The organism is Chitinophaga sp. YR627 (assembly GCF_900114995.1).
Lineage (GTDB): Bacteria > Bacteroidota > Bacteroidia > Chitinophagales > Chitinophagaceae > Chitinophaga.
This window is the reverse complement of the sequence record NZ_FOUX01000005.1, coordinates 252,046-277,917: the sequence shown is the minus strand read 5'-3', so window position 1 is coordinate 277,917 and position 25,872 is coordinate 252,046. Positions and strand designations below refer to the sequence as shown.

Here is a 25,872-nt window from a genome sequence, read left to right as displayed (position 1 = left end):
TGAATCGCCGGTATTGTCTTTGTGCCGGTCTTTCGGCTATCTGATATTAATACCTTTTTGTCCTTTATTTTTATACAGTAAAATACCTTTTTGTCTTTTATTATTCCAGCCTTTTAGCAGCAACGAGTTTTTGTCAGAAAAAATTAGTCTCTGCGGAGGAAGGTGAGTTTCTGGTCGAGTTCTTCCTGGAGATCACCTACTTTTGTTTTGTTGAGCATATTGGTGATATCCTTTCTGATTTTGGTGAACTCATGATGAAGCGGGCAGGGATGTTTGTCGGAACATTGTTTTAATCCGAGGCCGCATCCGGAGAAGATATTGTCGCCATCTACTGCTTTTACGATAGTGGCCAGTGATGTTTTGCGGGCGCTGTTATCCAGGTAGAAACCACCTGTTGGTCCTTTCATGGATTGTACCACTCCCTTTCTGCCAAGTTCCTGTAAGATCTTAGCAATAAAGTACTCCGGAGAATCGATCCCCTTTGCAATTTCCCTGATACCGATCTTACTTCCATCTTTCGATTTCTGTGCAATAAATATCATGGCACGGATGGCATATTCACATGTTTTTGAAAACATCTTTTCAATTTAATGCAGCAAAGATAAGTGGATTTAGAAATAAAAGACAAAAATATCTTTTATAGAAAACGCTATTCTACTCATTCATAATGAGTAGCGTGAAATGTACATTAGAATCCATGAAAAATAAAAGACAAAAACATCTTTTATTTGATGACAATGGTTACCTTTGACCTGCGGAAAGGTATATTTTCCTGCAGATACTTCCGGAACGATCTACATAGGATACTATTCTGATACGCGCCTGTTATGCAAACGGGACGGATACATTAGAGGACACAACTTTTATTCTGCTTTATCATGGTTAATCAACTCATGCGGGTATTGCCTGTCTTACTGACGGCGGTACCGCTACCTCTATTCGCTACTCCCAGGGGCCGCGCTTTTTTCTCCACGGACTCGGTCGACGGACTGTTATTTATTCTGCTGTCGCTGGTGATAATATTACTTATTGTGGCGATCTCCCTGAAGGTACGCACAAGTATGATGCGTACTAAAAACACTGCAAAGCCGCCTGTATTTGACACCACACGATTTAATGAATACATCAGCGCTCTTAGTAGTAAAAGTATCGATGCTTATCTTACATTGAAGAAAAAGAAACAACAAAAAGAAAGTAATGTTTTGAAGGCGTTATTGCTGGTATTGCTGACTGGTGGTGCGTATAGTATGCCGGTCAGTGCACAACAGATCGATGCTAAACCATCCTCCCTGTTACAGGAAACAGGCATCATCATTACCCTTATTTTATTACTGATCCCTATTGTTGCAGGTGTCATACTGATGGCGGTGAAAGTATCAGCACTGATACGTCGTCGTACGCGTGAAACGAATCTGGAAGAGGCGACTGCTTTCGCCGACTATCTGACAGATCCACATGATCCTGTTATTGAGCAGGCGCTGGAACAAAGGAAGAAAGCCCTGGCTTATCATTTACACAATAGTGAACTGGCGGGTAATGCGGATGCAGAAGATAGCAGGGGCTTAGTGAGTAATATTAATATACACACAGGGCTTTCTGTAGTGGCGCAGAAGCAGCGTGCAAAACCACGTCCTGCTGTTGATCCTGCACTTTCCAAACTCGTGATGTGGTACCTGGGTTGTGCTGCATTCTGGTTGTTGTTTGGTACTACAGTAGGGGAATATGTTGGGATCAAGTTTGTGAGTCCGGATGTAGATCATCTCAGCTGGCTGAGTTTTGGACGTCTTCGTCCGGTGCATACGAATGCGGTATTCTGGGGATGGGCTTCACTCGGTATGCTGGGCCTTGGTCACTATGTCGTACCGCGTGTGAGTAATGTACCACTGGCCAGTCTGAAACAGGGCCGCTGGTCACTGATCCTGATCAATGCAGCCGTATTATTAGGGTCTGTCAGTCTGATGGCGGGCATTAATAACGGTGGGGGAGAATACCGTGAATATATCTGGCCGATCCAATTACTGTTTGGTATAGGGCTGGTCATCACTTTATATAATTTTATCAATACTATCGCGGTAAGGACTACGAAGGAAATTTATATCTCCAACTGGTACATAGTCGCTGCCGTGATGTTTGCCCTGGTGATCTCTGTGGTCGCTTATGTACCCTGGTGGCAGGATGGGCTGGGAGAGACGATCGTACAGGGGTATTATATGCACCAGGGTGTCGGTATGTGGTTTATGTTATTTACACTGGGTATTGTGTATTACTTCCTGCCACAGCAGTTGAATAAACCGATCTATTCTTACAGCCTGGGTATACTTGCTTTCTGGGCACAGATCCTGTTCTATACACTGATCGGGACGCATCATTTTGTATTCAGCGCTATTCCCTGGTGGTTGCAGACAGTCGCCATTGTGGGCTCTGTAGGGATGATCATTCCTGTAGCTGCCGGTACGACCAACTTTATCATGACCTTCCGGAATGGCTGGTATAAGATTGCGTCCAGCTATACGCTGCCATTCTTCCTGGTAGGGATCATCTTCTATTTTACCGGTTCTCTGCAGGGCACCGCGGAGGCATTCCGTTCCACTAATCTGATATGGCATTTTACTGACTTTACGGTAGCGCATTCGCATCTGACCATGTATGGGATTATCAGCTTCTTTCTGTGGGCGGGGATCTATGCATTAGTACCCCGTTTATCAGGTAAGGAAGCACCCCAGATCACAGTTGGCGCGCACTTCTGGCTGGCATTGATAGGGCTGTTGTTTTATACGATCCCATTGATGTATGGCAGTACGCTGAAGGGGATCATGTGGATCCAGGAGAAGCCTTTTATTGAAAGTGTCATCATGATGGCGCCTTACTGGTTATGGCGGGCGATAGGGGGGAGTCTGATGTGGTTGTCGCATCTTTTCTTCGCTTATAATCTTTACAGGATGATCCTTGGGGATGATACGACCGATGTAAAAGGAGCTGCTATTGCGCGGCTGAATCAATCTTATTCTGAAATAGAATCAACGCTGTAGTCATGGAGTTATTTGATAATCATAAAAGTCTTTACAGGACCGCTTTCCTGTTATTCGTTATACTCACTTTATTTGTCGCTATTATTCCTGCTATGAACAACCAGCGTAATAATGCGCCTTTACCGGATGCACCGGTATTGAGTCCGGCGGCGGTGAAAGGAAAGGCCCTGTTTGTGAGTAATGGTTGTGTGGCTTGTCACACGCAACAGGTCCGTAATGTTGACATGGATAAAAAGTGGGGATCAAGGCCCAGTATTGCGGCAGATTATGCCGATAATCACCGTACTGATTTCTGGCGGAATACGGCCACGTTGATGGGGACAGAACGTACAGGACCTGATCTTACGGATATTGGCACCCGTCAGCCGAGTGAGGACTGGCATCTGACACACCTGTTCAATCCACGTATTGTGGCGCCTGCATCTGTGATGCCCGCATATTCCTGGTTATTTACAGAGAAGAAAGAAGCGGCTAAGAATGATGTGGTGGTAAAGATACCGGATGAATACAAGGAGGATGGGACGGTTATCGTGGCAACGCTGCAGGCTTTACAACTGGTGGCTTATTTAAAGGAGCTGAAACAGGTGAAGCTGCCGGATGGCACAGAGACGCCTGCTTTTCTGTATGCAAAGAAACCTTCTGCAGCGGATGCTACTACCGGGGCGGCAGCAGGTGCACCTGAGGGCACAACTTTATATGCCAATAACTGTCAGAGTTGTCATCAGCAGAACGGAGAAGGTCTGAAAGGCGCCTTCCCGTCACTGAAAGACAGCAAGATCGTACTGGATCCCGAGCCATTACAATACGTCAACATCATCATGAATGGTTACGATGGTCGTGTGAGTGAAGGATATGGTGTAATGCCGGCAGTAGGTGCGAATGCGAATCTGTCAGCAGAAGACGTCACCGCGATCATGAACCACGAGCGTACCAGTTGGGGGAATAATGCACCTAAGGTGACGGTAGAGCAGGTGCGTAAATACCTGGAGGAAATAAAAGCAAAAGGAACAAAATAAAAATTACGATTACGAATTAAGTTGGAGTATTACTTAAGTGTTATACATTTTAATCAACAGGCACCAATTCCCAATTCGTAATTCCTAATTCGTAATTAAACAAAGATATTATGTTAGGGAAAATGCTCTTTTCAGCTTTGCTGCTCTTATGCTGCCAGCAACTAGTAATGGCCTGTGATGCCTGTAAGAAGAAGCAGGCGGTGGTACTTGGTGGATTGACCCATGGGAAAACGCCGGATAGCAACTGGGATTATCTGATTGTAGTTGTGATGGTTGTGATTGTACTGGTCACCTTGTTTTATTCCGTGAAATGGTTGATCCGTCCCGGTGAAAAGTCAGCGGACCATATCAAACAATTTATCCTTGAATAACTGTTACTATGAAAGACAAGAGTACGATATACATATTTATAGATGAGGAGGTAAAACCTATTGCCATCCTGGAATCTCCGGTTAACTTTGAACTGGATACGACCCGGCTGGTGGATGGTCAGCATACCCTGAAGATCGTCAGCCGTGATCCCTCGGGAAAAGAAGGCATCCGGCTCGTACCTTTTGAAGTACGGAACGGACCGGCGATCTCTATTGAAGGGATTTCCGAAAATGCGGTTGTGGATGGGATTGTGCCGGTTATGATCAATGCATATGGAAAAGGAGATCAGCGCAATTTCCTGATCATCGGTAGTGAGACGCCGCAGAGTATTCCTTTCTGGGTATTTGTGCTGCTGATCGCTTTTGTAGGCTGGGCAATTTATTATTGCGTGACCTCGCCACTGGAACTATTAAACAAGTAAGATATATTATGGCAGATGTTGAGAAGGGGCCGCAGTTAGCGGATATTCAGACAGAAGAAGATGTAAGACAGCTGGTGTATACCTTTTATGATAAGGTAAGGGCAGATGCTTTACTGGGACCGGTATTTGAAAAAGCGATCGGCGGTGACTGGGAGCCGCATCTACAGATCATGTGCAATTTCTGGAGCACGATGTTATTGTATTCCGGCAAGTATCGGGGTGATCCGATGAGTAAACATATGTCCCTGCCGATCGATCCGCAGCATTTCAGTCAGTGGCTAACGCTTTTCACCGGTACGCTGGATGTGCTCTTTCAGGGTGAAGTGGCTGACAATGCAAGGGCAAGGGCCAATAATATCGCCAGGATCATGCAGTCGATGCTGGGCTTCCCTTTGAATAATAAATAAGGATGGAGACATGTTAAAGCTTCTTTTTTTGTCATTACCACTGTTATGGTGTGGGATGGTCATTAGTATCAGTTTTATAGAGGCGCCGTTGAAATTCAGAGCGCCTGGTATCACACCGGCATTGGGATCAGGTATAGGCAGACTGGTATTCCGCATGCTGAACAGAGTAGAATGTGCCGCATTTGTGGGCTGGCTGTTGCTGTTCTTTATCGTTGCAAAAGATATCTCTTATCTGTGGACGATGCTGCCTGTGGGAATCGTATTGTTATTGCAGACAAGCTGGCTGCTGCCTTTACTGGATGCACGTGTGACGATGGTCAATCAGGGGAAGACGCCGCCCCGTGATCTGAATCACGTGTACTATATCGGTGGAGAGGTGATTAAATGTACGTTGCTGCTGGTAACAGCTTTTGCACAGTTATCCGGCTTCGTCAGATGAAATGAATATAGTTCAGGTGATGTGGTGGACTGTTAGCAGGGGCCAGTGGTATGTCTAAGCTGATTTCCCGGTTAGGGAAAGGACTAAAGGTAAATAGTTCAACCGGCAGGATGTTGTGAGCCGCGTACAACATAAGCGTGTCTGTATGTTTAATACAGACTGATTTTCACGTTATGGTAATTTGGATGAGCAGGATTAAGAACAATAAGCAACCGGAGCAATGGCGGTCTCTTTTATAATCAGGAGATTCCTTTTGCTCCGGTATTGCATGAGGCGGAAGGGGAATGATGAATGATCAGGTATCAGAAATGGCGTTTTTTAACAGATCTCATCTTCCAGCACTGCTGCATCAAAGCCTGCTTTTTGTAAGAGGCGGATCAGCCACAACTCATCTACTTTTCCGGAAATGCATTCCACGCGTAATATCCGGTCACAGTCTTCCAGATCGAAGTTGGCTCTGTAACTACTATACGTGTCGTGTATCTGTTCCAGGAGCAGGAGGGCGTTTGTCCGGCTGTTAACGGTGGTTTTAAATACTTCTACCATATACACAAATTTCAGGTTGTAGGTTATGCAGGCACTGCCGGGGGCAATGACTCCCTGGAGGATGCTTCATAATAGCAAAAGTATGTGAAACCTTATGGTTGCATAGGTCGTGAATGCGACATTAAAGGGGGGGAAACGGGACATTTCTTTCCATTAGGCCGGCATTATACCGTTATTAAGGCCATATCTGTCCGTTCCCGAACGGACAGATATGGCCTTAATAACGGTATAATGAGGGGATTAATCGAAGAACTCCCCATTAACTAAGTATCTCCGCTGCGTTACACTTTGTAATGCGCTGATTCTTAAATGAATCTATGGTCTGATGAATCCCAATCCAAAGGCGGTTCCTACTCCCAGCATGGCGCCTGCGGTTACATCGCTTGGATAATGCACGCCCAGGTACATCCTGGAATATCCTACAGCGCTGGACCAGAGGAAAGCAGGCGCGATAACATACCATTTCGGGTAGGCCCTGGCGAGGGCGGTTGCCGAACTGAAAGCAGAAGAAGTATGTCCGGAAGGGAAGGAAGTAGATGTTGGCTGATAGACGGCCGTCAGGTGTGTATTGGAAATAAAGGGACGGGGGCGTTTGACCAGCTTCTTGATAAGGGTGTTCAGCAGAAAGGTGGTGGCGGTGCTGCTGGCGACGTAAAGGGCATTTTGCCGCATATCGGGATTGTGATCAATAATACCCGCTACCAGCAGACCGGCGGGTATAGCCACATTCACATAGTCATTGGTGTTGGAGATGAGCAGCCAGGTTTTTGTTTGTCCGGGTGTTCTCCTGGCAGCCAGGTATTCCAGTGTGTGATCATCGAAAGTCTGTAGCCTTGACTGGCTGATAACGGGGGAAAAAGTTGTTATCAGCAGTAATACCGTTGCGTATAATTGTTTCATATCCTGTCTTTGTAAATGCCTGTTTTTCTTTCTGTTGAGAAATGAATTTACTAAATAAATGCGGGTAAATACGCATAGTGGACCGCCGGAATTTGGTTAAATTTGTATACACTAAAACTTTTACCCGCATTGATGATCCTGCAATTTATCATAAGAAACAAAGAGAACATCCTGTATGGCATTTCGCTGGCAGTATTGCTGTTTTTGCTGAAATGGCTGGAGTTCCGCTTTGTCATTGTGGATCATGCGCTGGAGATCTATATTGGTGTGATAGCCCTTCTGTTTACCGGACTGGGGATCTGGCTGGCCCTGAAGTTAGCCCGTCCGAAAGTAGAAACCGTCATTGTTGAAAAGGAAGTGATCATTGAAAGAGCCCCTGTTTTTACCCTCAACGAGCAGGCGCTGGAAAACCTGCAACTTAGCAAAAGGGAACTGGAAGTATTGCAACTGATGGCCGAAGGATTGAGCAATCAGGAGATAGCCGACCGTCTTTTTCTCTCTCTCAATACTATTAAGACGCATTCCCTGCGGCTATTCTCCAAAATGGACGTCGAAAGACGGACGCAGGCGATCGAAAAAGCCAAGCGTTTGAATATCATTCCTTAAGGCTATCAACCTTTCGGGTGAAAAATCCGTTTTATAACAGAATCACCCTAAAGTATGAATCGGAACCGGAAGGGATCCGGCATATTTGTTCCCATCACCTAAACTGTATGTATGAAAAAGAATGTATTGACTTTTGGGATCATCGCAGGGCTGATCGTTACCGCGATGATGGTTGCTTCTTCACTGGCCTGTTATTACAATCCCAACTTTAAGGGGAACGAGGTATTAGGATATACCGGGATGCTGGTTGCTTTCTCCTTTATCTTTATCGGGGTCAGGAATTACAGGAACAGATATAACCAGGGTGTTATCACTTTTGGGAAGGCATTTAAAGTAGGGTTCTTTATTGCCCTTGTCGCGTCTACCTGTTATACCCTGGTATGGCTGGTCGAATATTATTTTTTCATTCCTGATTTTGTGGATAAATACGCTAATCACGTCATGACACAGGCGAAGGCAAACGGGGCTACCGAGGCACAGCTTGCCAGCAAGGCAAAGGACATGGAATTTGTGTACACCATGTACAAAACACCGTTAGGCGTGATTGCGGCTACTTATATGGAAGTGTTGCCTTTGGGTACAGTCGTGGCACTGATCAGTGCATTGATACTCAGACGGCGTTCAGGTAAATTATCAGGAGTGCTCAGCAATTAATGGCGTATTTCTTGTAACAGGAGGAGGCGAGAACCTGCTTAGGTTGATAAAATTAAATGTTTTCATTAGATTGGTCGAAATTCTATGTAGTAAAACTATTTTTTACATGAAAAGTCCTGTTACAGGTAGTAATCGCCTTGAGTTGATCACTACGTTTCCGACAGCATCAATAATTAAGATCTACGAAGATGAGCTAAAGGTGGATACACGTCGTTTCTTCAAAGGAGTACCTGCTGTAGAATTGTATGAGTGTCGTGACACCGGATACCGGTTTTATTATCCGGAGGGCATCCTGGGAGATGGTCAGTTCTACGCTGACCTGAATAAGGACGATGTGGGGTATTATTCTACTACCCGCTGGGAACATGCCTACGCAACCAGTCTGATCAAACCTGGTCAGAAAGTACTGGAAATCGGATCCGGCGATGGCTTTTTCCTGGAGCAGCTTAAAAAGTCAGATATAGATGCGATCGGTCTGGAATTGAATGTAGCTGCCATTGCAAAGGGACAGAAGAAGGGACTGCGGATGTATAATGAGATGATCGAAGATCATGCAGCTGCACATGAAGGAGAATATGACGTGGTTTGCTGTTTCCAGGTACTGGAACATATCTACAATGTGAAGAGCTTCCTGGATGCCAGTCTGAAAGCGCTGAAGAGAGGGGGAAAACTAATCATTGGGGTACCTAATAATAATCCTTATCTCTTCAAACAGGATAAATGGCATACGCTGAACCTGCCGCCACATCATGCAGGGTTATGGAATAAAAGGGCCTTTACCGAGTTACAGAAGTTCTATGATGTAACGCCTCTGGATATTATCGTTGAACCATTAAGCAACAATAAATCTTTTGCCAGAAGCTGGTACCTGGCGCAACGTAACTACCATAAAGAAAAGAAATCTTTCCTGGGTGGACTCATCTCAATCATTCCCACATCAATCGGTAAAATGTTTGTTAAGCTGTTTTCTCCATGGATTGACGGCTTTAACATCGTGGCGGTATTTAACAAAAACTAAAGAAAACAGCCGAATGTCCTGAACACACCCTGAAGCTGTCGGATTCACACATGACATCCTTCGGAAAATGCTGATATGTTTGCATCATAAAACTTACTATTATGAAAACGAACAAAATCAGGATCTTCTATTGGGTCGCAACAGGCATTTTTGCATTAATGATGCTGATGGATGCGATAGGTGGTATCACACACGAGGCAACCGGTGTGGCTGTTATAAAACATCTTGGTTATCCGGAATATGTGCTGACCATTTTTGGCGTTGCTAAATTATTGGGTGCGATCGCGATCCTTCAACCGAAGTTTCAGACGATCAAAGAATGGGCTTATGCCGGTTTTGCGATCAATTTTATCGGTGCATTCTGCTCAAGAGCAGCGGTAGGCGATCCGATAGGAGAACTGATCCCACCTGTAGTGGCCCTGCTGATCATGTTTGTACCCTATTATGCCTGGAAACGTTTTGAAGCTGCAAAGGAGACTTCTCACCGTCTGGCCGCCATCTGATAAAGATCATCGATCATATATATCCTGACCGGGATATACGTTGATAACATTCCCGCATGACAGCAGGAAAAATGTATATCCCGGAAACTTTTCTCACAATGATTGCACTATGCAGGTAATATCAGCAACGGCACATCACTGTTCCAGGCCAGTTGCTTTGAAACACTTTTACTGAACAGTGTAGCCAGCAATCCTTTCTTTTCGTGTATTACGATGATCAGCGCAATGTTATTGTCAGCCGCGAATTTATTAATGCCTTCTGTTATATTACTGTTCTCTATGTAATGAAAGGATGGTTGATACTTGTCCAGTAACTGATGAAGATGTGAGATATCTTCTTTTGTCTCCGCAGATAATTCTTCATCTCCTGCAACGTTTGCAACAAACAGTTCTTCTGCCTGCAGACTGTTGAGTAATGTTACCATTCCGGGTAATGCTTTTCCTTTCCTGAGTATTTCGAAATCCACAGCCAGCATCACCCGCTGCGGGGCTACCAGTTTAGCATCTTCCGGTACAATGACCAGGGGATAGGCGCAGTTTTCCATAATGCGGATACTGTGACTACCGACCAGGAATTTCTCAAGATTCGATTTATCAGAAATACCTGCTACAACGAGACTCACCTCTTCCTGTGCGACCACTTTCTTCACTGCTTCTTCCAGTATATCATCTTCAGACAAAGTATCGATAGTGATATCGCCGGCGTCTGCTTCCAGTCGTTTGCTTAATATGTTCAGCTGCGACATGCTTTCTTTTAACAATTCATCCGGATTGGCCTGTATAATGGGTAGTTCCGGTGTGATAGGTACGTTCGCCACCGGTTCCAGGCTCTGATATGCGTTGAGCAGGAGGATACGTTTGCTGTTGAGGCGGCCGGCCAGGTGAATGGCGTAATGGGCGGCCTGTAGTGCTACAGGGGAGAAGTCGGTGAGGACGAGGATGGTTTGCATGAGAAGAGGGTTTGTTATGGTATAAGAGGTATAAAAATCAGGCCAGTATGAGATGGGTGATATGTTTTTTGAGTTATCTGATACAGAAAGAAAACTAATAAAATCAGGCTGAGATTTCAGCAGTCTGAAGCGTCAGAATGCGCGACAGGTAGGCGTATAAAATTTTTTTGTTTTGATTTTTGTCTGTAATTTCAATGTGTCACGTTGACCCAAATGTCAGTTTTGTAAATCCATACACCAACATATTTATGAATGCAAATTATGCCCGACCTCTTCGGGATGATGATCTTGTTGAGGACTTTTTTGTGAAGGTTCTTCACTTTGACTACCGCGAAAATCCAAGAATTATCCGAAAAATTGTTACCAGTGAAAAGATGCTAAAGGATTTTAAGGAGGAAGAAAATACGATGGTCAGCACTAAGCATCGCGATAGGGATTACGTAGATGATCTTAAAAGATGGAAACTTAGAAAGCAGATAATTAATGAATTATTTACTTTAAAAAGACCTGCTAATGAGGAAGAGGTAATCCTTGGGGCTGGCGGAACGCTGCCCTCAGTGGAGGTCAAGAAAGAACGTACTGCTTTTATTCTCATTGGACCACCTGCTTCTGGTAAGTCAACTGTAGCAAATGTGATAGCAGAGCGGGAGGGGGCAATTATACTGGATACAGATTACGCAAAAAGAAAATTGCCGGAATTTGAGTATGAATGTGGTGCGTCGCTGGTACGAGATGAGTCGGATAGGATTATGTTTGGTTTTGGAAAAAATAATCCACTTCATCTATCTGGGGTAGCGGATCTGGCTTTGGAAAACGAATATAATATTGTCGTTCCGAAAGTAGGTAGAACTCCTGAGGACTTAATCAACATTGCAGCATTTTTTAAAGGAGCAGGGTATAAGGTGCATCTGACATTGATTTCATTGAAAAGACGTGAGGCTACCATCAGGGCATTGAACAGGTTTAACCATACGAAGAGATATGTGCCTTTGGGATACGTATTTGATCAGGTAGGTAATGATCCGATATTGACCTATTATTTGTTAAAGGAAAAAAGGGCGGCATTATTTGATAGCTTCGGCGCAATCACTACAGATATAGGTGTTGGAGAGCAACCTCAATGTATAGATCTGTCAGGGAATAACCCGGCAGGATGGTATGAAAAGAATGAAGAACGTTTTATATAAATAACACCAGTATGAGTAGAAGAAATGTTAAAAAGCAAGGTCGCCAGACAGCTGTTGCAGTATCAAGGTTCAGAATGAAAAAGAAAAGCCGTGCTGACAAGGAAAAGGATCGTTATGACAGGCATATCGCTTATATCGCCGATGAAGATAGTTTTACTTCAAAACTTCTTGTGGAGAGTCTGAAAAGATATATGGAAAAATTGAAACAGTCATCTTCACTATCTTAATCATTATACCGATTAATAAAGCATTTGACATCACACCACAACATCCCAGGTTATTGAATTCTACGTTAGTACTGATTTATCAAGGTACACTAATAATTCCTGGGGAAATGAAAAATATTTAATTAAAAATTACATCAAAATGAGCAGAAGAAATGTCAGGAGAATAGGCCGTCAGGTCACTACATCTAAACCTAAGTCTAAGCCTGCATTCAGAATGAAAAAGAAAAGTCAGAGGGAAAGAGACAATGAGCGATTTGACAGATATATCGCTTATATAGATAATGAAGATAGAGTCAACCAGATTATTATTAATACATTAAAAAGGCTTAGAGATCAGGCAAAAGCGGATTCTGAATTGTCTCAGAGCGTTTGAACGGTTACACATAAAGATTGCAACAATTAGCTATAAAATCTTAGTAGTTATGCAGATTACATACAAATCGGACATTACACCAACAGCATCTCAGGTTATTGAACTTTACGATAGTGCCGGTTTGCCACGGCCAACGAATGATCCTGAAAGAATACAAAAGATGTTTGATCACTCCAATCTGATCGTTTCTGCATGGGATGGTGATAAACTTGTAGGCGTAGCGCGTACGATTACAGATTGGGCATGGAGCAGTTATCTGGCGGATCTGGCAGTTAGTCCGGAGTACCAGCAATTCGGTATCGGCAGACAGCTATTGGCGATGACTAAACAGCTGGTAGGAGAGGAGTCTATGATCCTGTTATTGTCGGTACCAGGTGCAATGGAGTATTATCCCAAGGTGGGATTTTCAAAAGAAGACAGGGGTTTTATCATGCATCGTACGAAGTAGCATTGATTGAATTGTTATCGCAGATGAACGCCTTATTTTCCACGGCCACGATACACATTCGCCACATACCTGCCTGAATCAACAAGCAAAACACCCAGCAGAAAAATCTGTCCATATATAATCACCATCAGCGGATAAAGGCTGAGGATCATCGCCCATTTCAAAGCTTCAAAGAAGCGGATCGGCAATGTGGTAAGATCCAGTGGACACAGGAGTACCAGCAGCATAACTAACACCGGCACAACATATATCCATAGCAGGTACCTGTTAGGTGCAAATTTTGGAATGAATGTATACATGGTCCAGATCAATGCCTGTAAAGGCGCCATTACAAAGAAGATAGAAGAAAGGTCCCAGTCTATTTCTGCTTTTGTATAAGGAACAGGAATACCTACAGGGCTGTCGTTATCTGATAAGAGTAACACAACTGCAAATAAGAGCATCAGGGCAGCTGCGGGTAATAGAAAATAGTGTGGGTTACGCGCTAAATGTAGTCTTTTCATGGTAAAGGGAATTGTACTAAATATAGCATAATTCCACTGTATAGGAAGTACTCATTTTACCTGGGTTGGTTGGGTCGTGAGGCAAATTTCGCGATGGCATAACATATATTGGCTACAAAGAATAATTGTCCGGCGATGGCGAATAAGGCAAATGCCTGTAGTCTCATCATCTGTTCATCAAATACTTCAAGCAGTGGTCTGGCGTTGCCTGCCTCAGGTATGTAATCATTTATTACAAGTGAAGGAAGCCAGTATTTGTAGGTGACAGCAAAGCCAATGCACAGAAAAGTGGTGATCAGGTGCATCCTTGTCAGATAGCGATTGAACCACCTGAAAGTTATCAGATATATTAACCAAAGCAGTGACAGAAACACAGCGGCTTGCTGTAGAATTATCCAAATGGCAATGACATAGTAGGTGTCATGCAGATGGATATCAATCATACCATCTCTGTAAAACAATGATATAAGGCACAACACTATGGCTGTCAGTAACAAAAGATGATATGGGCGGCGGATCCAGTCCGTTCTTTTCATGGTAGTAGGAATTGCCGCCCAATATAATCTAATCTTCTTATTCCGCCAGTCTTATTACCAATCCTTCATCTCCGTCCAGGCTGATGGTATCTTTCACTTCAGTACCAGTGATCTCGGGGAAGGTAGCTATCTCTACTTTACCGGAAAAAGAGAAATGAGCCGGTCTGAAATAACAGGGCAGGTGAGAGAGGTTCAGCACAATTAGAAAACCAGGGTGTCCTGCTTCCTGTCTCAGGAAGGCGAGCAACTGATTATCGGCATATACCGGTTTGTAATCACCAGTATTGAGGGAGGGTTCTTTTCTCCGCAGATCGATCAGTTGGCGGTATAGTGTTAACATAGAATAAGGATCATGTTCCTGTGCGCTGACGTTTACCCGTTGCCAGGTTTTAGAAAGCCTTAACCAGGGTTTGCCACTGGTGAAACCGGCATTCGGACTATCATCCCATTGCATCGGTGTACGGGAAGGGTCTCTGCTCAGGTTTTTATCAGGCATATTGAGTCCCTGAGGGTCCTGTACTTCTTCAAAGGGAATGGCCACATTACGCATGGCTATTTCGTCACCGTAATAGATGGTAGGCGTGCCACGCAGGGTTAGTAACAGCATGGCGGCTACACGGGCCTGTAATTGTCCGACGCGACTGGCAATACGATGCTGATCGTGATTACTCAGTACCCAGTTGGGCCATCCCTGGTTAGGGAGCGCCCCTTCATACTGGTCGATAGCGACTGCAAGGGATGCCGACTGCCAGGGGAGGGAAAGTAGCTGGAAATTGAAGGGCAGATGTGCACCTTTATTTTCAGTGCCGTAATAGGCCATCAGCTGTTGCAGCGGCAGGTATATTTCTCCGATCATCACACGGTCACCGTCAAACTCTTCCATAACCGCCCGCATTTTACGTACCACCTCATGGACTTCCGGCTGATCCGTGGAATAAACAGGTAATTGCTGGGAATAAGTCCCCATATGCGGCTCATAGTCCGGATTAGTCGGATTATTACGGAGTTGTTTATCCTTGATCATATGCCACATCACATCTACACGGAAACCATCTACGCCTTTCTGCAACCAGTAACGCATAACGTCAAACATGGCAGTCTGTACGTCAGGATTACGCCAGTTCAGGTCCGGCTGTTCCTTTAGGAACGCATGGTAGTAGTATTGCTGGGTGGTAGGATCCCATTCCCAGGCTTCTCCGCCAAATACGCTCAGCCAGTTATTGGGTGCGCCGCCGTCAGGCAGGGGATCGTGCCAGATATACCAGTCTCTTTTGGGATTGTCCAGCGAGGAGCGGGACTCGAGGAACCAGGGATGCTGGTTCGAGGTATGATTGGGCACCAGGTCCAGTAGCAGTTTCATGCCTCTGTGATGTACTTCTTTTAGTAGTTTGTCGAAATCTTCGGTGTTACCAAACAAAGGATGTATGCCTGTATAATCAGCAATATCATAACCGAAATCAGCCATAGGCGAAGGATAGATCGGGGAGAGCCATACAGCGTCAATCCCCAGCCATTGCAGATAATCCAGTCTGTTGATAATACCATTCAGATCGCCTACGCCATCACCGTTGCTATCCTGGAAAGAACGGGGATATACCTGATAGATGACGCCTGTCTGCCACCATTTGTCGTAAATCGTTGCCATTACTGATGAGGTTTTGATGATACGCTATCTGTTCACAACATTTTTGCCAGAAATATGACTGCCGGGATCAGCTGTAGTTTCGGCCTGAAGCTTGTGCACTGGTTTAAAAAACGATTATGGCAAGACCACGCGCAAAGAAACACACCGTAGGCCGGGCAGGTAGGAAAAGCTCCGGTAGAAAATGGTCGGCACATGTCAATGAGACCAGCGATGCCATGGACCTGCGGGAGGGCGTCTTTAAAAGTGACGATCCGGAGAAGATAGCCCGCTCCCTGAAAAGATCGGCTACCAAAAGCCGTCGTAAAAAAGGTACGCCCTATCAGTCAGCCATGTCTATGTTGAACTTTTATATCAACAGGGCCGGTAAGAATTTACCGGAGAAACAGCAGCATGTGCTGGAAGATGCCAAAGGGGAATTAAGAAAGGTTTTTGGCCGGGAAGAGTAGATCGTCTGTTCCTGACAGCAATGTAACTGCAGGCACTTCGTTTATTGTCATAAATCAGTGCCTGTAGTTGCTTTTGCTGACGAAAAGCACCCATAGTTTTGCGTATAATCGTTATCTTGCCCCCGGAATTTTAGCTTTTCACGTTATATCCTTTTACCCACATCAGCTATACAAAACTACCCGGCATGCGCAAAACGTTTATTTTCATCTGTTGCCTTTTCCTATGGAAAATGGTAACTGCACAGGAACTGCTTTCTCCGGATAAAAATCTGCAGTTGCAGTTCTCCATAACAGACAATGGAAAACCCACCTATCAGCTGACCTACAAAGGGAAAGCAGTGATCAGACCCAGCCACCTCGGACTGGAACTGAAAGCAGACGCTTCCTTTATCGATAGCTTTGAAGTAGCTGGTAGTAAACTCTCCACCTATGATGAAACCTGGGAGCCGGTATGGGGCGAGGTGAAGGAGATCCGTAATCAGTATAATGAACTGGAAGTGAACCTGCACCAGCTGTCAACCGACAGGACGATCATTGTACGTTTCCGTTTGTTCAACGACGGACTCGGTTTCCGTTATGAGTTTCCTCAGCAGAAACACCTGGCCTATTTCGTGATTAAGGAGGAAAGAACAGAGTTTGCGCTGGCGGGAGATCACAAGGCTTTCTGGTTGCCCGGTGACTATGATACACAGGAATATAGCACAGTTACTTCCAATCTCTCGGAAGTTAGAGGGAAAATGAAGGATGCAATCACGCCGAATGCTTCTCAGGCGCCTTTTTCACCAACCGGTGTGCAAACACCGCTGATGATGAAAAGTAAAGACGGATTGTATATCAATATTCACGAAGCAGCATTGATCGAATACTCCGCGCTGTCCCTTGAACTGGATGATAAGAACTTCGTGTTGAAATCTGTCTTAACTCCTGATGCTATAGGTGATAAAGGTTATCTGCAGGCACCCTGTAAATCACCCTGGAGAACGATCATTGTGAGTGATAAAGCAGGTGATATCCTGACGTCGAAACTGATCTATAATCTGAATGAACCTCCGAAATATGCGGATGCTGCCAGCTGGATCAAACCGGTGAAGTATGTGGGTGTATGGTGGGAAATGATCACTGGTAAAAGCACCTGGGCTTATACTGATATTGAAAATGTACAGCTGGGGGTGACTGATTTTTCCAAAACCAAACCTAATGGTAAACATGGAGCTAATACAGCACATGTGAAAGAATATATCGACTTCGCTGCGGAGCATGGATTTGATGCGGTGCTGGTAGAAGGATGGAACCAGGGTTGGGAAGACTGGTTTGGTAAAACAAAAGACTATGTGTTTGATTTTATCACACCGTACCCGGATTTTGATGTACAGGAATTACATCGTTATGCGGCGTCAAAAGGTATTAAGATCATCATGCACCATGAAACCTCTTCCTCCGTACGCAACTATGAACGCTTCATAGACACTGCCTATAAGTTTATGGTGAATAATGGCTACAATGCCGTTAAAAGCGGTTATGTAGGCAATATTATTCCGAGAGGCGAACATCACTACGGACAGTGGCTGGTGAATCATTACCTGTATGCCATCACAAAAGCAGCAGAATACCACATCATGGTGGATGCGCACGAGTCTGTACACATGACCGGCTTATCCCGTACTTATCCTAACCTGATCGGACAGGAATCTGCCCGTGGTACAGAATACGAAGCATTCGGCGGTAATAATCCTGATCATACGACCATTCTGCCGTTTACAAGACTGATTGGTGGTCCGATGGACTATACGCCTGGTATTTTTGAAATGAATGTCAGTGCATACAATCCCGATAACAGCTCGAAAGTAAACAGTACGATTGCCCGTCAGCTGGCACTATATGTGACGATGTATAGTCCCTTACAGATGGCGGCAGATTTCCCGGAAACCTATCGTAAACATATGGACGCGTTCCAGTTTATCAAGGATGTAGCGATCGACTGGGAGGATACAAAAGTGCTGGAAGCAGAGCCGGGAGATTATATTACGATCGCCCGAAAAGCAAAAGGGAAGAACAACTGGTTTATCGGAAGTACCTGTGATGAGAATGGACGTGTTTCAAAGATCAGTTTTGATTACCTTGATGCCGGCTGGAAATATATAGCGACTATTTACAGTGATGCAAAGGATGCGCATTATGCGAAGAATCCAAAAGCATATACGATCAAAAAAATGGTAGTGACCAATAAAACGGTATTGTCCCTGCCGTGTGCCCCCGGAGGCGGTTATGCTATCAGTGTGATGGAAGCAGATGATGATGCGATAAAGGCACTGAAGAAATAAGAAAGACAATTTTATATAAGCATACGGTACAGGCAAACAGTCTGTACCGTTTTTTTTTGTCATGACTGAAGAGCCGGAATTTAGATTCAGTTTTTCTTTAGAATCGGCTCTTACATTCGTTATAGTTAAACTTGAGTTATGCGCGTGATGAATGTTCTGACAGGAGTATTAATTTTTTTACTAATGTCATTTACGGTTTGGGAGCCGGATTTTGAGGTGGCCAGGAAGACAGCGAGAGATAAAAACCAACTTATTTTGTTAAATTTTTCAGGATCGGATTGGTGTGGTCCCTGTATCAGATTAAGAAAAGAGATATTTGACAGTGAACAATTTATAAAAATGGCGGATACCACGCTTGTAATGGTAAACGCAGACTTCCCCCGAAATAAGAAAAACCAGCCTGAACGGCAGGTACAGCAGCAGAATGAAGCGCTTGCTGATAAGTATAATCCTACCGGTAAATTTCCTTACACCGTTTTACTGAATGCCGATGGAAAAATCATTGCATCCTGGGACGGATATCCTAAAACAGATGCCATGCATTTCACAGAAGAAGTAAAAAAGCTTTGTGATGCAAACACACACTGACACAGTACTGACTGCATTTCGCAGATCTGTGCGGCTAATGGGGAACGCTTTTGAAATTACAGTAGTAGCGGAAGACGAATCATGGGCATCGGCTAAGATAGACCTTGCAGTGGCAGAGATCCGGCGTATTGAATCGTTGCTGACAACATTTAGTGATGATAGCCAGACGAACCTGATTAATCGTCAGGCGGGTATTGCGCCCGTACGTGTGGATTGGGAGGTTTTTGAGCTGATCCGCCGGTCAATCAGGATTTCCGGTGTGACGGATGGCGCCTTTGATATTACCTATGGGTCCATCGACAAGCGGTTATGGAATTTTGACAGCGCTATGACCAGTTTACCGGATGAAGCAACCGCTAAATCAATGGTCAGACTAATCAACTATCGTCATATACTATTGGATGAGGCCAACAGTACTGTTATGCTGAAAGAAAAAGGTATCCGCATCGGCTTTGGTGGGATAGGTAAAGGATATGCTGCGGAAATGGCCAAAGCATTGTTGCAACGGGAAGGTGTGCAAAGCGGGATTGTGAATGCATCGGGAGATCTTGTTACGTGGGGATATCAACCGGATGGCACTCCATGGACAATTGGCATTGCCCATCCGGACAATGCACATCTGCCATTTTCCTATATGAACATAACTGGACTGGCTGTTGCAACTTCAGGTAATTATGAGAAGTATGTGATGATCGGAGGAAAGAAATATTCTCATACGATCAATCCCAGAACAGGACTCCCTGTCACAGGGATTAAGAGCGTGACTATCATTAGTCCGAATGCCGAAATAGCCGATGCCATGGCGACACCGGTGACAATTATGGGCATCAGGGCCGGATTGAATATGATCAATCAGATTCATTATCTCGGATGTATCATCATTGATGATGATAACAACATTTATACATCACAAAACATCAATTTAAAATGAGTATGGACAGGCGATCGTTTCTTGTGTGGCCCATGGCCGCATGTTTTGCAGTAATGGCATTTGCTTCCTGCACGACTGTAAAGGAATATCAGAAGAACAGATTAAATGATGCTGAAATGGTATCAGGTAATCGTAAGGTGGAAAAAACAGAACTAAGTTTTCAATCCTACAGAGAGGGCTCTTCCGGTGCGAATGCCGGCAAGAGTGGTGGCGGATGTGGTTGTAACTGATTGTTAAGAAATAAGGTTTGTATCTATGAGGAGAATATTTTTCACTGCCGCAACCATCTTGTCGTTATTACGAGTGCACGCGCAACAGCAGCAACAGGACACGGGGTATGAAAGCAGGAAGCTAAAAGTAGATGAGATTAATCTGGTGTCAAGTTATTACAGCCAATCTGGAAATAACGCTGCAGTAACAGGGGGGATCGGTTCACAGCACCTGACTGATATCGCTAATGTTTTTGACGTCAGATTATTTAAATATGACAGGCAGCAGCGTAAACATACTTTTGACATTGAAGTGGGAATTGATCATTACACGTCCGCATCTTCAGACAAAATAGATCTGAAAGCTAATTCTTCTGCCTCTCATGCGGATACGCGTATTTATCCTTCACTGACCTGGTCTGTTGAGAATGAAAAGAAGGGCAGTACTTTCGGTGTTGGCGTATCCTCTTCTACGGAGTTTGACTATCAGTCATTTGGAGCGAATGTCAGTTTCGCGCAAAAGACAAAGAACAGGAATGGGGAATTCTCTGCAAAATTGCAGACCTATCTTGATCGTGTGAAATTAGTTACCCCGGTAGAACTCAGAAATGTACCGTATGGTGAAGAGCAGGACCACTATGCTACAGCGAACAGGAATACATATGCCGGCTCTTTATCTTATTCGCAGATCATTAATCAGCGTTTTGAAGTGACATTACTGGCTGATCTTGTGAGTCAGCATGGTTATCTGGGATTGCCTTTTTACAGGGTGTATTTTGCAGATGGGTCAGTACACCAGGAGAACTTACCTGACAATAGGTTAAAGGTACCGTTGGGCATACGTGCGAATTATTTTCTTGGCGACCGGTTTATTATAAGGGCTTATTATCGTTTCTACACGGATGACTGGGGACTGACTTCACATACTGCTAATATAGAGTTACCGGTTAAAATAACGCCTTTCTTCTCTGTGAGTCCTTTTTACAGATATTATACACAGTCCGCTGTGAAATATTTTGCGCCATATCAGCAGCATACCGCGAAGGATAACTATTATACCAGTAATTATGATCTGTCTAAGTTCAACAGTAGTTTTATCGGGGCAGGAGTTCGTATAGCGCCGCCGAAAGGCATATTTGGCATGCAGCATTTTAATATGCTGGAGCTAAGGTACGGGCATTATGTGAAGAACATCAATATGAATGCAAATATCGTTTCAATGAACCTGCGTTTTAAATAGCATGCATCCGGTCAGGCGGACTTTAACGCCTGACCGGATGATCTATGTTAATGCTTAAGTGTCCTTTTAACCCCATCTATCTCCATGATCAGGTCTGAACCATATGCACTGGACGGCGTCTGATAACCGGGTTTATAATTACCACTAATGATCTTTTTTGCAATCACCAGGATTGTAAAGGCAGTCAGTGAATAGGCTTCCGGAGTTTCCATATTGGCTTCCACAGACTTCCCCTGGGCATTGGATACTTTTCCCCATATGTAACTGGTGGATTTATCACGTACCTGTTGATTGGGTCCGGCGGACTGCATCTTCAGGATCCCCATGATGATACTACGCATGAAGGATGTTTTCAGTAACCAGTTAAATATGGATTGTCCTTTCAGGAAATACCAGGCGGATTTATTGATTGCGGTGAAGGTCCGGATATTAGGAATGCGGGTAGAATACCAGGCGGTGCTGATATCTCCCCATGGAATGCTCATCACGAAGACCGGTTTTTCATATCCCGGGAAGCGTACGGACATGCCCTTTGCACCCATTGGCTCATGTACGATCTGATGGTCCTTTCTGATAGCGCCGGGAGTACCCAGCTTATGTAGTGTACTGATCGAGGTGCCACGGGAAAGTGCGCTGCCGATGACGGCAAATGCGATGGTCAGTTCGCTGGCGTCAGGCAATTGTTCTTTCAGGTAAAGCGCGAGGCAGTCGGTCGGTACGACGTCAAAACCTGCGCCGGGTAGTATCATGATATCTTTGTCCTTCGCTGCCTGATCATACCCCTGCAACATTTCAAATACATCCAGGTCTCCGTTGAGATCGATGTAATGGGTATTGGTAGCGATACAGGCATCGATCATCGGTTGTGCGGTAATATGATAGGGGCCGGCAGCCTGGATGACCAGTGCGATATCTGAAAGGGCCGCGTTGAGGGCATTGCTGTCATGCAGTTCGACGATGCGGAAGGGTAGTTGTAGTTCTTTTGCGAGGGCTTCGATCGCGTCTTTTTTACGGCCGGCAAGAATAGGTTGCAGACCATATTGAGCGGCATATCTGGCAATGAGTTCTCCGGTATAACCATTCGCTCCATAGAGCAATATACTGTTACGTTGCATAGGGGAAAAATACACGATAACCCGGAAACTACAAATAATAGTTTCCGGGAATATATATCCTATAACACCCGCTCCATCTGAATATTGCAGCGTTCGTAGGGAGATGTATGTCCGATGACACGTTCAAAACCCAGTTTATGATAAAGACTGATCGCGGGTTTTAAGATAGTATTACTTTCCAGGTATACTTTCTTTGCTCCCAGTGATCTGGCTTTATCCAGGATGGCATTTCCCAGTAGCCAGCCGATGCTTTTACCTTGTGCAGCAGGAGATACGGCCATTTTTGCGAGTTCGTATTCATATTCCGGATCCTTCATTTTGATGAGGGCACAGACGCCTACGGGTTTGTCCTCGTAGAGAGCAACGAATATATAGCCGCCGTTGTCGAGAATATATCCCTGTGGATTATCGAGGGCTTTATAATCCGCTTCCTCCATTGTAAAGTAGGTCGAGATCCATTCTACGTTCAGTTCTTTGAAAGCCTGCTGATAGGCGGGGGTATAATCAACGATCTGTACTTTCCGGCTTTCTCTGTCCTTTTTCTGCTCCTGGACCCTGCGGAAGAGACTCTTCTGCTCCAGCAGGAATTCCCATTCTCCAATGGCCTCCCAGAGGTCATTACGTGTGTTGGCAGAGATGGCTTCAATCGCGTTGTTGACGTCGGTATATTGCGCTTCGATCTTATCAGTGATCTCTTTTCCTTTGGGAGAGAGGCTGACCATGTTGCGGCGGCCGTCGGTTTTATCTTTCTTTTCTTTTACCAGGCCTTTATCCACCATTTCACTGATGATCTTACTCACGGAGGGGTGGGAGTGGCCTATTTCTTTGGCAATGGCGGTAATTGTATTCGCTTCACCTTTGGACAGGACGTAAAATACAGGCCACCATTTAGGGTTCATATCAATATCATATTGCTGGTAGATCTGTGCCGCGTCTTCGGTGATCATGTCTGTCAGTTGGCGTAGTCTGCTGCCAATGGCTAGTTTGCCGATGGTGTCGTAAAAGCTCATAATCTAATAATTGTGTAAGTAATTATGTAACCAGTTACGCAAATGTAATGAAAATTGGAGATTAGCAATTAAAAATTAAGAATTTATGGAGCAGGATGAAAGGGGCTGCTCTGCTGTGTTTTCAGATACCTGGCGGACCGATGCCCGTTTTTAAGATGATGGGGTGGTGGCAGGCTTTACGGTGGGGGCTTTGGGAGGTAAGTGTGTGTGGCTGCTTTTGCTGTGGTTTCAGATACCTGGCGGACTGACGCCCGTTTTTAAGATGATGGGGCGGTGGGAGGTGGGCTGTGCGGTGGGTGCTTTGGGGGGAGGGTAGCTGGATGCAGGGGACAGGCTAAGGTCCGCGCAGGTATCTGAAACCTCCGCTGGAAGCGCCTGATGAGAGAGATATTGGGTGGGGGTGGTCATTGTGGTACTTGTGGGGTGCAGAAAGTGGTATGGGCGATGAGTAGGGTGGTGTGTATAGGTGATGAGTAGGATGGTGGGTATGGGTGATGAGTATGGGTGATGAGTAGGGGCGCTATATGCATGCTTCATACATGCTTTATACATGCTTTATATACGGAGTATCTCGGGAGGAGTTACACTGCAGGTGCAAAATAGCGCACCGGTGCAGTGTAGCCTTAAGGTTATTCGTTGTATACTTAATTTTTTCCTTCTGCGGCATACTCCAGCAGATCTCCCGGTTGACATTGTAATGCAGCACAGATGGCATCCAGTGTTTCCAGACGTATGGCTTTTGCTTTGCCGGTCTTCAGGATGGAGAGGTTTGACATGGTGATATCCACTTTCTCACTCAGCTCCGTCAGAGACATCTTCCTTTTGGCCAGCATGACGTCAAGATTTACGATGATAGGCATATTTATACAGTTAATTCGCTTTCAGTCTGCATTTCCAGACCACGCTGATACACCACCGCGATGATCCAGATAATCAATCCGGTGATAATGCCTGAACCTACTTCGATGTTCAGTGAGAACTGAAGCGAGGATGCAAGATTATGCATAAACCTGCTGAAAATGGCATAATGTAAAATTTTCAGTACATCTGCGGCTATGAAAAGGATAGAGAGTTGCTTCAGTAATACGACGATCCTGGGAGTAAACGGACGTTCGGGGTCCAGGGCGTTGAAGATGTTCATAAAGGTTCTGAGTATCAGCAACCATATGACGAACTTTATAGCACTGTAAAAGTGCGAGTAACTGCCAAGGCTGGAAAACGGTTTGACAGTCAGCATGTATTTGTTTTGTACGGCAGTATAGGCAATGGTGCTGTCGGCCGTAAAATGCTGTACCGCCGGTTGGTTGGTTTTGGCGAAAGAGACCACCTCGTGGGTAAGTCCGCCGGGGATACCATTGGCCGCTGAGTTTCCTGTGACGAAAAAGAAGATCCATAGGGAGGTCAGCAGGATGGCTATCAGTAGTGTAAGATAATAGGTCGATGTAATCAGGATGTTCAGGATTCTGATAATTGACTTAGGCTTCATACATATTTGGGTTTATGCCCCAAAGGTAAATGTAAGTTTATTACAATTCAAAATAAATTTATCGATTTACAATAAATGATTGTTGTTTTGGGTTAAATGTAAAGAAAAGAAAAAGCCTGTCATAATACCGGTAGGTATCCTGACAGACGGTTATAAGCGCAACATGAAAAAGTTATTTCAGGTCATCGATACTCCATTTATAGCGGGTGACACTACCCAGGAGGGCGGCGGCGCCGGCACAGGTCCATACGGCATAATTTAACGGTGCTTTCGGACCGACGCTGAAGGTCATGGTCAGGGCGAAGGCGATCATCAGCAGAAAGGCACCCCATGCAGCGATCCTGGTTTTATAACCGATCAATAGCATCAGACCGAAGATGATTTCTGCAGCGGTGGCGGTGATGGCCAGTATACTCCCTAAGAAAGGAGGAGCGTAAGCATTCAGGGTATTGGAGTAGGCGAGAAAGTGTTCCCAGTCTCCCCAGGATGCATTCGGGGAGCCGGGAGGTCCCCAAAGGCCGAATCTGTCTGCTACTGCGGAGAAAAGTGATATAGCGAAGGCGATCCTTAGAAATAACTGTGAGAAATTTACTGAGCTGGAGTTCATTGTGTTATCGTTTTGGAAAGATAAAGTTCGGGTTGATCAGACATTAAAATCTTGTTCCTGATTAAGAAATTAGTCCCTTAAATGTATATAGCATCTGAACACCGTTCACGAATGAACAGCATACAGATGCTATATAACG

At 44.8% G+C, this 25,872-nt stretch carries 32 protein-coding genes; 20 read left to right on the top strand and 12 right to left on the bottom strand.

Annotated elements, in window-relative coordinates; all coding sequences use genetic code 11:
• Window positions 1-143: 143 nt before the first annotated feature.
• Window positions 144-578, bottom strand: coding sequence for an RrF2 family transcriptional regulator (locus BMZ72_RS26120; protein ID WP_089812642.1), 435 nt, complete (start codon window positions 576-578; stop codon window positions 144-146).
• A 300-nt stretch (window positions 579-878) separates the two neighbouring features.
• Between BMZ72_RS26120 and BMZ72_RS26115 the strand changes: the two genes are divergently transcribed.
• The 6 genes from BMZ72_RS26115 to BMZ72_RS26090 all read left to right on the top strand — a co-directional run bounded on the left by BMZ72_RS26115 (window position 879) and on the right by BMZ72_RS26090 (window position 5,684).
• Complete coding sequence (locus BMZ72_RS26115; protein WP_255373294.1) at window positions 879-3,029, top strand: cbb3-type cytochrome c oxidase subunit I; 2,151 nt, start codon at window positions 879-881, stop codon at window positions 3,027-3,029.
• Window positions 3,030-3,031: 2 nt separating this feature from the next.
• Window positions 3,032-4,045 (top strand): cbb3-type cytochrome c oxidase subunit II, encoded by a 1,014-nt coding sequence (locus BMZ72_RS26110; protein ID WP_089812640.1) that lies wholly within the window; start codon window positions 3,032-3,034, stop codon window positions 4,043-4,045.
• 110 nt (window positions 4,046-4,155) lie between these two features.
• Window positions 4,156-4,416, top strand: a complete 261-nt coding sequence (locus BMZ72_RS26105) for a hypothetical protein (protein WP_089812639.1) — start codon at window positions 4,156-4,158, stop codon at window positions 4,414-4,416.
• Window positions 4,417-4,424: 8 nt separating this feature from the next.
• Window positions 4,425-4,838, top strand: a complete 414-nt coding sequence (locus BMZ72_RS26100; protein ID WP_089812638.1) for a cytochrome C — start codon at window positions 4,425-4,427, stop codon at window positions 4,836-4,838.
• Window positions 4,839-4,846: 8 nt separating this feature from the next.
• Window positions 4,847-5,245: a group III truncated hemoglobin gene (locus tag BMZ72_RS26095; protein ID WP_089812637.1), complete on the top strand. Its 399-nt coding sequence runs from the start codon at window positions 4,847-4,849 to the stop codon at window positions 5,243-5,245.
• A 10-nt stretch (window positions 5,246-5,255) separates the two neighbouring features.
• A complete protein-coding gene (locus tag BMZ72_RS26090; protein ID WP_089812636.1) occupies window positions 5,256-5,684 on the top strand; it encodes a hypothetical protein in 429 nt (142 codons plus the stop codon).
• Window positions 5,685-6,002: 318 nt separating this feature from the next.
• On the opposite strand, the gene BMZ72_RS26085 is transcribed toward BMZ72_RS26090, so the two are convergent.
• Both BMZ72_RS26085 and BMZ72_RS26080 read right to left on the bottom strand, forming a co-directional pair.
• Complete coding sequence (locus BMZ72_RS26085; protein WP_089812635.1) at window positions 6,003-6,230, bottom strand: hypothetical protein; 228 nt, start codon at window positions 6,228-6,230, stop codon at window positions 6,003-6,005.
• A 315-nt stretch (window positions 6,231-6,545) separates the two neighbouring features.
• Window positions 6,546-7,130, bottom strand: coding sequence for a phosphatase PAP2 family protein (locus BMZ72_RS26080; protein ID WP_089812634.1), 585 nt, complete (start codon window positions 7,128-7,130; stop codon window positions 6,546-6,548).
• Window positions 7,131-7,262: 132 nt separating this feature from the next.
• Here BMZ72_RS26080 and BMZ72_RS26075 point away from each other — a divergent pair, with 132 nt between their 5' ends.
• From BMZ72_RS26075 to BMZ72_RS26060, 4 genes are all read left to right on the top strand, one after another.
• Entirely contained in the window at window positions 7,263-7,736 is a 474-nt protein-coding gene (locus BMZ72_RS26075; protein ID WP_089812633.1) for a helix-turn-helix transcriptional regulator, read from the top strand.
• Between the two features lie 111 nt (window positions 7,737-7,847).
• On the top strand, window positions 7,848-8,390 hold the full coding sequence (locus tag BMZ72_RS26070) for a DUF4199 domain-containing protein (protein ID WP_089812632.1): 543 nt from the start codon (window positions 7,848-7,850) through the stop codon (window positions 8,388-8,390).
• 106 nt (window positions 8,391-8,496) lie between these two features.
• Window positions 8,497-9,408, top strand: a complete 912-nt coding sequence (locus tag BMZ72_RS26065) for a class I SAM-dependent methyltransferase (protein ID WP_089812631.1) — start codon at window positions 8,497-8,499, stop codon at window positions 9,406-9,408.
• Between the two features lie 101 nt (window positions 9,409-9,509).
• A complete protein-coding gene (locus BMZ72_RS26060; RefSeq protein ID WP_089812630.1) occupies window positions 9,510-9,911 on the top strand; it encodes a DoxX family protein in 402 nt (133 codons plus the stop codon).
• A gap of 107 nt (window positions 9,912-10,018) precedes the next feature.
• Here the strand turns inward: BMZ72_RS26060 and BMZ72_RS26055 are convergent, their stop codons facing one another.
• Window positions 10,019-10,861 carry a universal stress protein gene (locus tag BMZ72_RS26055; RefSeq protein ID WP_089812629.1) on the bottom strand — a complete coding sequence of 281 codons (843 nt, stop codon included), beginning with the start codon at window positions 10,859-10,861 and terminating at the stop codon, window positions 10,019-10,021.
• 248 nt (window positions 10,862-11,109) lie between these two features.
• Here BMZ72_RS26055 and BMZ72_RS26050 point away from each other — a divergent pair, with 248 nt between their 5' ends.
• The 4 genes from BMZ72_RS26050 (at window position 11,110) to BMZ72_RS26035 (ending at window position 13,096) form a co-directional block, all read left to right on the top strand.
• Window positions 11,110-12,048, top strand: a complete 939-nt coding sequence (locus tag BMZ72_RS26050) for a zeta toxin family protein (RefSeq protein WP_177222937.1) — start codon at window positions 11,110-11,112, stop codon at window positions 12,046-12,048.
• An 11-nt stretch (window positions 12,049-12,059) separates the two neighbouring features.
• A complete protein-coding gene (locus BMZ72_RS26045; protein ID WP_089812627.1) occupies window positions 12,060-12,275 on the top strand; it encodes a hypothetical protein in 216 nt (71 codons plus the stop codon).
• A gap of 139 nt (window positions 12,276-12,414) precedes the next feature.
• Entirely contained in the window at window positions 12,415-12,648 is a 234-nt protein-coding gene (locus BMZ72_RS26040) for a hypothetical protein (protein WP_089812626.1), read from the top strand.
• A 49-nt stretch (window positions 12,649-12,697) separates the two neighbouring features.
• Window positions 12,698-13,096 carry a GNAT family N-acetyltransferase gene (locus tag BMZ72_RS26035; protein ID WP_089812625.1) on the top strand — a complete coding sequence of 133 codons (399 nt, stop codon included), beginning with the start codon at window positions 12,698-12,700 and terminating at the stop codon, window positions 13,094-13,096.
• A 32-nt stretch (window positions 13,097-13,128) separates the two neighbouring features.
• On the opposite strand, the gene BMZ72_RS26030 is transcribed toward BMZ72_RS26035, so the two are convergent.
• Genes BMZ72_RS26030 through BMZ72_RS26020 form a run of 3 tightly spaced genes read right to left on the bottom strand, consistent with a single transcriptional unit; the run spans window position 13,129 to window position 15,780 of the window.
• A complete protein-coding gene (locus BMZ72_RS26030) occupies window positions 13,129-13,599 on the bottom strand; it encodes a hypothetical protein (RefSeq protein WP_143087790.1) in 471 nt (156 codons plus the stop codon).
• Between the two features lie 56 nt (window positions 13,600-13,655).
• Window positions 13,656-14,135 carry a hypothetical protein gene (locus tag BMZ72_RS26025; protein ID WP_089812623.1) on the bottom strand — a complete coding sequence of 160 codons (480 nt, stop codon included), beginning with the start codon at window positions 14,133-14,135 and terminating at the stop codon, window positions 13,656-13,658.
• Between the two features lie 37 nt (window positions 14,136-14,172).
• A complete protein-coding gene (locus BMZ72_RS26020) occupies window positions 14,173-15,780 on the bottom strand; it encodes an alpha-amylase family glycosyl hydrolase (protein ID WP_089812622.1) in 1,608 nt (535 codons plus the stop codon).
• Between the two features lie 116 nt (window positions 15,781-15,896).
• Here BMZ72_RS26020 and BMZ72_RS26015 point away from each other — a divergent pair, with 116 nt between their 5' ends.
• The 6 genes from BMZ72_RS26015 to BMZ72_RS25990 all read left to right on the top strand — a co-directional run bounded on the left by BMZ72_RS26015 (window position 15,897) and on the right by BMZ72_RS25990 (window position 21,515).
• Window positions 15,897-16,226 carry a DUF3175 domain-containing protein gene (locus BMZ72_RS26015; protein ID WP_089812621.1) on the top strand — a complete coding sequence of 110 codons (330 nt, stop codon included), beginning with the start codon at window positions 15,897-15,899 and terminating at the stop codon, window positions 16,224-16,226.
• Window positions 16,227-16,411: 185 nt separating this feature from the next.
• Window positions 16,412-18,547, top strand: coding sequence for a glycoside hydrolase family 97 protein (locus BMZ72_RS26010; RefSeq protein ID WP_089812620.1), 2,136 nt, complete (start codon window positions 16,412-16,414; stop codon window positions 18,545-18,547).
• A gap of 138 nt (window positions 18,548-18,685) precedes the next feature.
• Entirely contained in the window at window positions 18,686-19,135 is a 450-nt protein-coding gene (locus BMZ72_RS26005; RefSeq protein ID WP_089812619.1) for a thioredoxin family protein, read from the top strand.
• The gene (locus BMZ72_RS26000) at window positions 19,119-20,066 is read left to right on the top strand and encodes an FAD:protein FMN transferase (RefSeq protein WP_089812618.1); all 948 of its coding nucleotides are present in this window, start codon (window positions 19,119-19,121) and stop codon (window positions 20,064-20,066) included. The genes BMZ72_RS26005 and BMZ72_RS26000 overlap by 17 nt, the downstream gene beginning before the upstream one ends.
• A gap of 2 nt (window positions 20,067-20,068) precedes the next feature.
• Window positions 20,069-20,296 (top strand): DUF4266 domain-containing protein, encoded by a 228-nt coding sequence (locus tag BMZ72_RS25995; RefSeq protein WP_255373292.1) that lies wholly within the window; start codon window positions 20,069-20,071, stop codon window positions 20,294-20,296.
• Window positions 20,297-20,321: 25 nt separating this feature from the next.
• On the top strand, window positions 20,322-21,515 hold the full coding sequence (locus tag BMZ72_RS25990) for a DUF3570 domain-containing protein (protein WP_089812616.1): 1,194 nt from the start codon (window positions 20,322-20,324) through the stop codon (window positions 21,513-21,515).
• Window positions 21,516-21,562: 47 nt separating this feature from the next.
• Here BMZ72_RS25990 and BMZ72_RS25985 read toward each other — a convergent pair whose 3' ends face one another.
• The 5 genes from BMZ72_RS25985 to BMZ72_RS25965 all read right to left on the bottom strand — a co-directional run bounded on the left by BMZ72_RS25985 (window position 21,563) and on the right by BMZ72_RS25965 (window position 25,733).
• Entirely contained in the window at window positions 21,563-22,630 is a 1,068-nt protein-coding gene (locus tag BMZ72_RS25985; protein ID WP_089812615.1) for a saccharopine dehydrogenase family protein, read from the bottom strand.
• A 59-nt stretch (window positions 22,631-22,689) separates the two neighbouring features.
• Entirely contained in the window at window positions 22,690-23,640 is a 951-nt protein-coding gene (locus BMZ72_RS25980; RefSeq protein WP_089812614.1) for a bifunctional helix-turn-helix transcriptional regulator/GNAT family N-acetyltransferase, read from the bottom strand.
• Between the two features lie 644 nt (window positions 23,641-24,284).
• Window positions 24,285-24,500, bottom strand: coding sequence for a helix-turn-helix domain-containing protein (locus BMZ72_RS25975; RefSeq protein ID WP_089812613.1), 216 nt, complete (start codon window positions 24,498-24,500; stop codon window positions 24,285-24,287).
• A gap of 2 nt (window positions 24,501-24,502) precedes the next feature.
• The gene (locus BMZ72_RS25970) at window positions 24,503-25,126 is read right to left on the bottom strand and encodes a DUF2975 domain-containing protein (RefSeq protein WP_089812612.1); all 624 of its coding nucleotides are present in this window, start codon (window positions 25,124-25,126) and stop codon (window positions 24,503-24,505) included.
• Between the two features lie 172 nt (window positions 25,127-25,298).
• Window positions 25,299-25,733, bottom strand: a complete 435-nt coding sequence (locus BMZ72_RS25965; RefSeq protein WP_089812611.1) for a DoxX family protein — start codon at window positions 25,731-25,733, stop codon at window positions 25,299-25,301.
• Window positions 25,734-25,872: the final 139 nt, after the last annotated feature.

Excerpts from the sequence above, each read along its gene's own strand:
- BMZ72_RS26000 (WP_089812618.1), top strand. The coding sequence starts at position 19,119 with ATGCAAACACACACTGACACAGTACTGACTGCATTTCGCAGATCTGTG.
- BMZ72_RS25985 (WP_089812615.1), bottom strand. The coding sequence starts at position 22,630 with ATGCAACGTAACAGTATATTGCTCTATGGAGCGAATGGTTATACCGGA.
- BMZ72_RS26055 (WP_089812629.1), bottom strand. The coding sequence starts at position 10,861 with ATGCAAACCATCCTCGTCCTCACCGACTTCTCCCCTGTAGCACTACAG.
- BMZ72_RS26085 (WP_089812635.1), bottom strand. The coding sequence starts at position 6,230 with ATGGTAGAAGTATTTAAAACCACCGTTAACAGCCGGACAAACGCCCTC.
- BMZ72_RS26105 (WP_089812639.1), top strand. The coding sequence starts at position 4,156 with ATGTTAGGGAAAATGCTCTTTTCAGCTTTGCTGCTCTTATGCTGCCAG.
- BMZ72_RS26060 (WP_089812630.1), top strand. The coding sequence starts at position 9,510 with ATGAAAACGAACAAAATCAGGATCTTCTATTGGGTCGCAACAGGCATT.
- BMZ72_RS26030 (WP_143087790.1), bottom strand. The coding sequence starts at position 13,599 with ATGAAAAGACTACATTTAGCGCGTAACCCACACTATTTTCTATTACCC.
- BMZ72_RS25970 (WP_089812612.1), bottom strand. The coding sequence starts at position 25,126 with ATGAAGCCTAAGTCAATTATCAGAATCCTGAACATCCTGATTACATCG.
- BMZ72_RS26020 (WP_089812622.1), bottom strand. The coding sequence starts at position 15,780 with ATGGCAACGATTTACGACAAATGGTGGCAGACAGGCGTCATCTATCAG.
- BMZ72_RS26050 (WP_177222937.1), top strand. The coding sequence starts at position 11,110 with ATGAATGCAAATTATGCCCGACCTCTTCGGGATGATGATCTTGTTGAG.
- BMZ72_RS26045 (WP_089812627.1), top strand. The coding sequence starts at position 12,060 with ATGAGTAGAAGAAATGTTAAAAAGCAAGGTCGCCAGACAGCTGTTGCA.
- BMZ72_RS25995 (WP_255373292.1), top strand. The coding sequence starts at position 20,069 with ATGGACAGGCGATCGTTTCTTGTGTGGCCCATGGCCGCATGTTTTGCA.
- BMZ72_RS26115 (WP_255373294.1), top strand. The coding sequence starts at position 879 with ATGGTTAATCAACTCATGCGGGTATTGCCTGTCTTACTGACGGCGGTA.
- BMZ72_RS26010 (WP_089812620.1), top strand. The coding sequence starts at position 16,412 with ATGCGCAAAACGTTTATTTTCATCTGTTGCCTTTTCCTATGGAAAATG.
- BMZ72_RS25975 (WP_089812613.1), bottom strand. The coding sequence starts at position 24,500 with ATGCCTATCATCGTAAATCTTGACGTCATGCTGGCCAAAAGGAAGATG.
- BMZ72_RS26025 (WP_089812623.1), bottom strand. The coding sequence starts at position 14,135 with ATGAAAAGAACGGACTGGATCCGCCGCCCATATCATCTTTTGTTACTG.
- BMZ72_RS26120 (WP_089812642.1), bottom strand. The coding sequence starts at position 578 with ATGTTTTCAAAAACATGTGAATATGCCATCCGTGCCATGATATTTATT.
- BMZ72_RS26015 (WP_089812621.1), top strand. The coding sequence starts at position 15,897 with ATGGCAAGACCACGCGCAAAGAAACACACCGTAGGCCGGGCAGGTAGG.
- BMZ72_RS26070 (WP_089812632.1), top strand. The coding sequence starts at position 7,848 with ATGAAAAAGAATGTATTGACTTTTGGGATCATCGCAGGGCTGATCGTT.
- BMZ72_RS26040 (WP_089812626.1), top strand. The coding sequence starts at position 12,415 with ATGAGCAGAAGAAATGTCAGGAGAATAGGCCGTCAGGTCACTACATCT.
- BMZ72_RS25980 (WP_089812614.1), bottom strand. The coding sequence starts at position 23,640 with ATGAGCTTTTACGACACCATCGGCAAACTAGCCATTGGCAGCAGACTA.
- BMZ72_RS26090 (WP_089812636.1), top strand. The coding sequence starts at position 5,256 with ATGTTAAAGCTTCTTTTTTTGTCATTACCACTGTTATGGTGTGGGATG.
- BMZ72_RS26075 (WP_089812633.1), top strand. The coding sequence starts at position 7,263 with ATGATCCTGCAATTTATCATAAGAAACAAAGAGAACATCCTGTATGGC.
- BMZ72_RS25990 (WP_089812616.1), top strand. The coding sequence starts at position 20,322 with ATGAGGAGAATATTTTTCACTGCCGCAACCATCTTGTCGTTATTACGA.
- BMZ72_RS26095 (WP_089812637.1), top strand. The coding sequence starts at position 4,847 with ATGGCAGATGTTGAGAAGGGGCCGCAGTTAGCGGATATTCAGACAGAA.
- BMZ72_RS26110 (WP_089812640.1), top strand. The coding sequence starts at position 3,032 with ATGGAGTTATTTGATAATCATAAAAGTCTTTACAGGACCGCTTTCCTG.
- BMZ72_RS26035 (WP_089812625.1), top strand. The coding sequence starts at position 12,698 with ATGCAGATTACATACAAATCGGACATTACACCAACAGCATCTCAGGTT.
- BMZ72_RS26100 (WP_089812638.1), top strand. The coding sequence starts at position 4,425 with ATGAAAGACAAGAGTACGATATACATATTTATAGATGAGGAGGTAAAA.
- BMZ72_RS26005 (WP_089812619.1), top strand. The coding sequence starts at position 18,686 with ATGCGCGTGATGAATGTTCTGACAGGAGTATTAATTTTTTTACTAATG.
- BMZ72_RS26065 (WP_089812631.1), top strand. The coding sequence starts at position 8,497 with ATGAAAAGTCCTGTTACAGGTAGTAATCGCCTTGAGTTGATCACTACG.
- BMZ72_RS26080 (WP_089812634.1), bottom strand. The coding sequence starts at position 7,130 with ATGAAACAATTATACGCAACGGTATTACTGCTGATAACAACTTTTTCC.
- BMZ72_RS25965 (WP_089812611.1), bottom strand. The coding sequence starts at position 25,733 with ATGAACTCCAGCTCAGTAAATTTCTCACAGTTATTTCTAAGGATCGCC.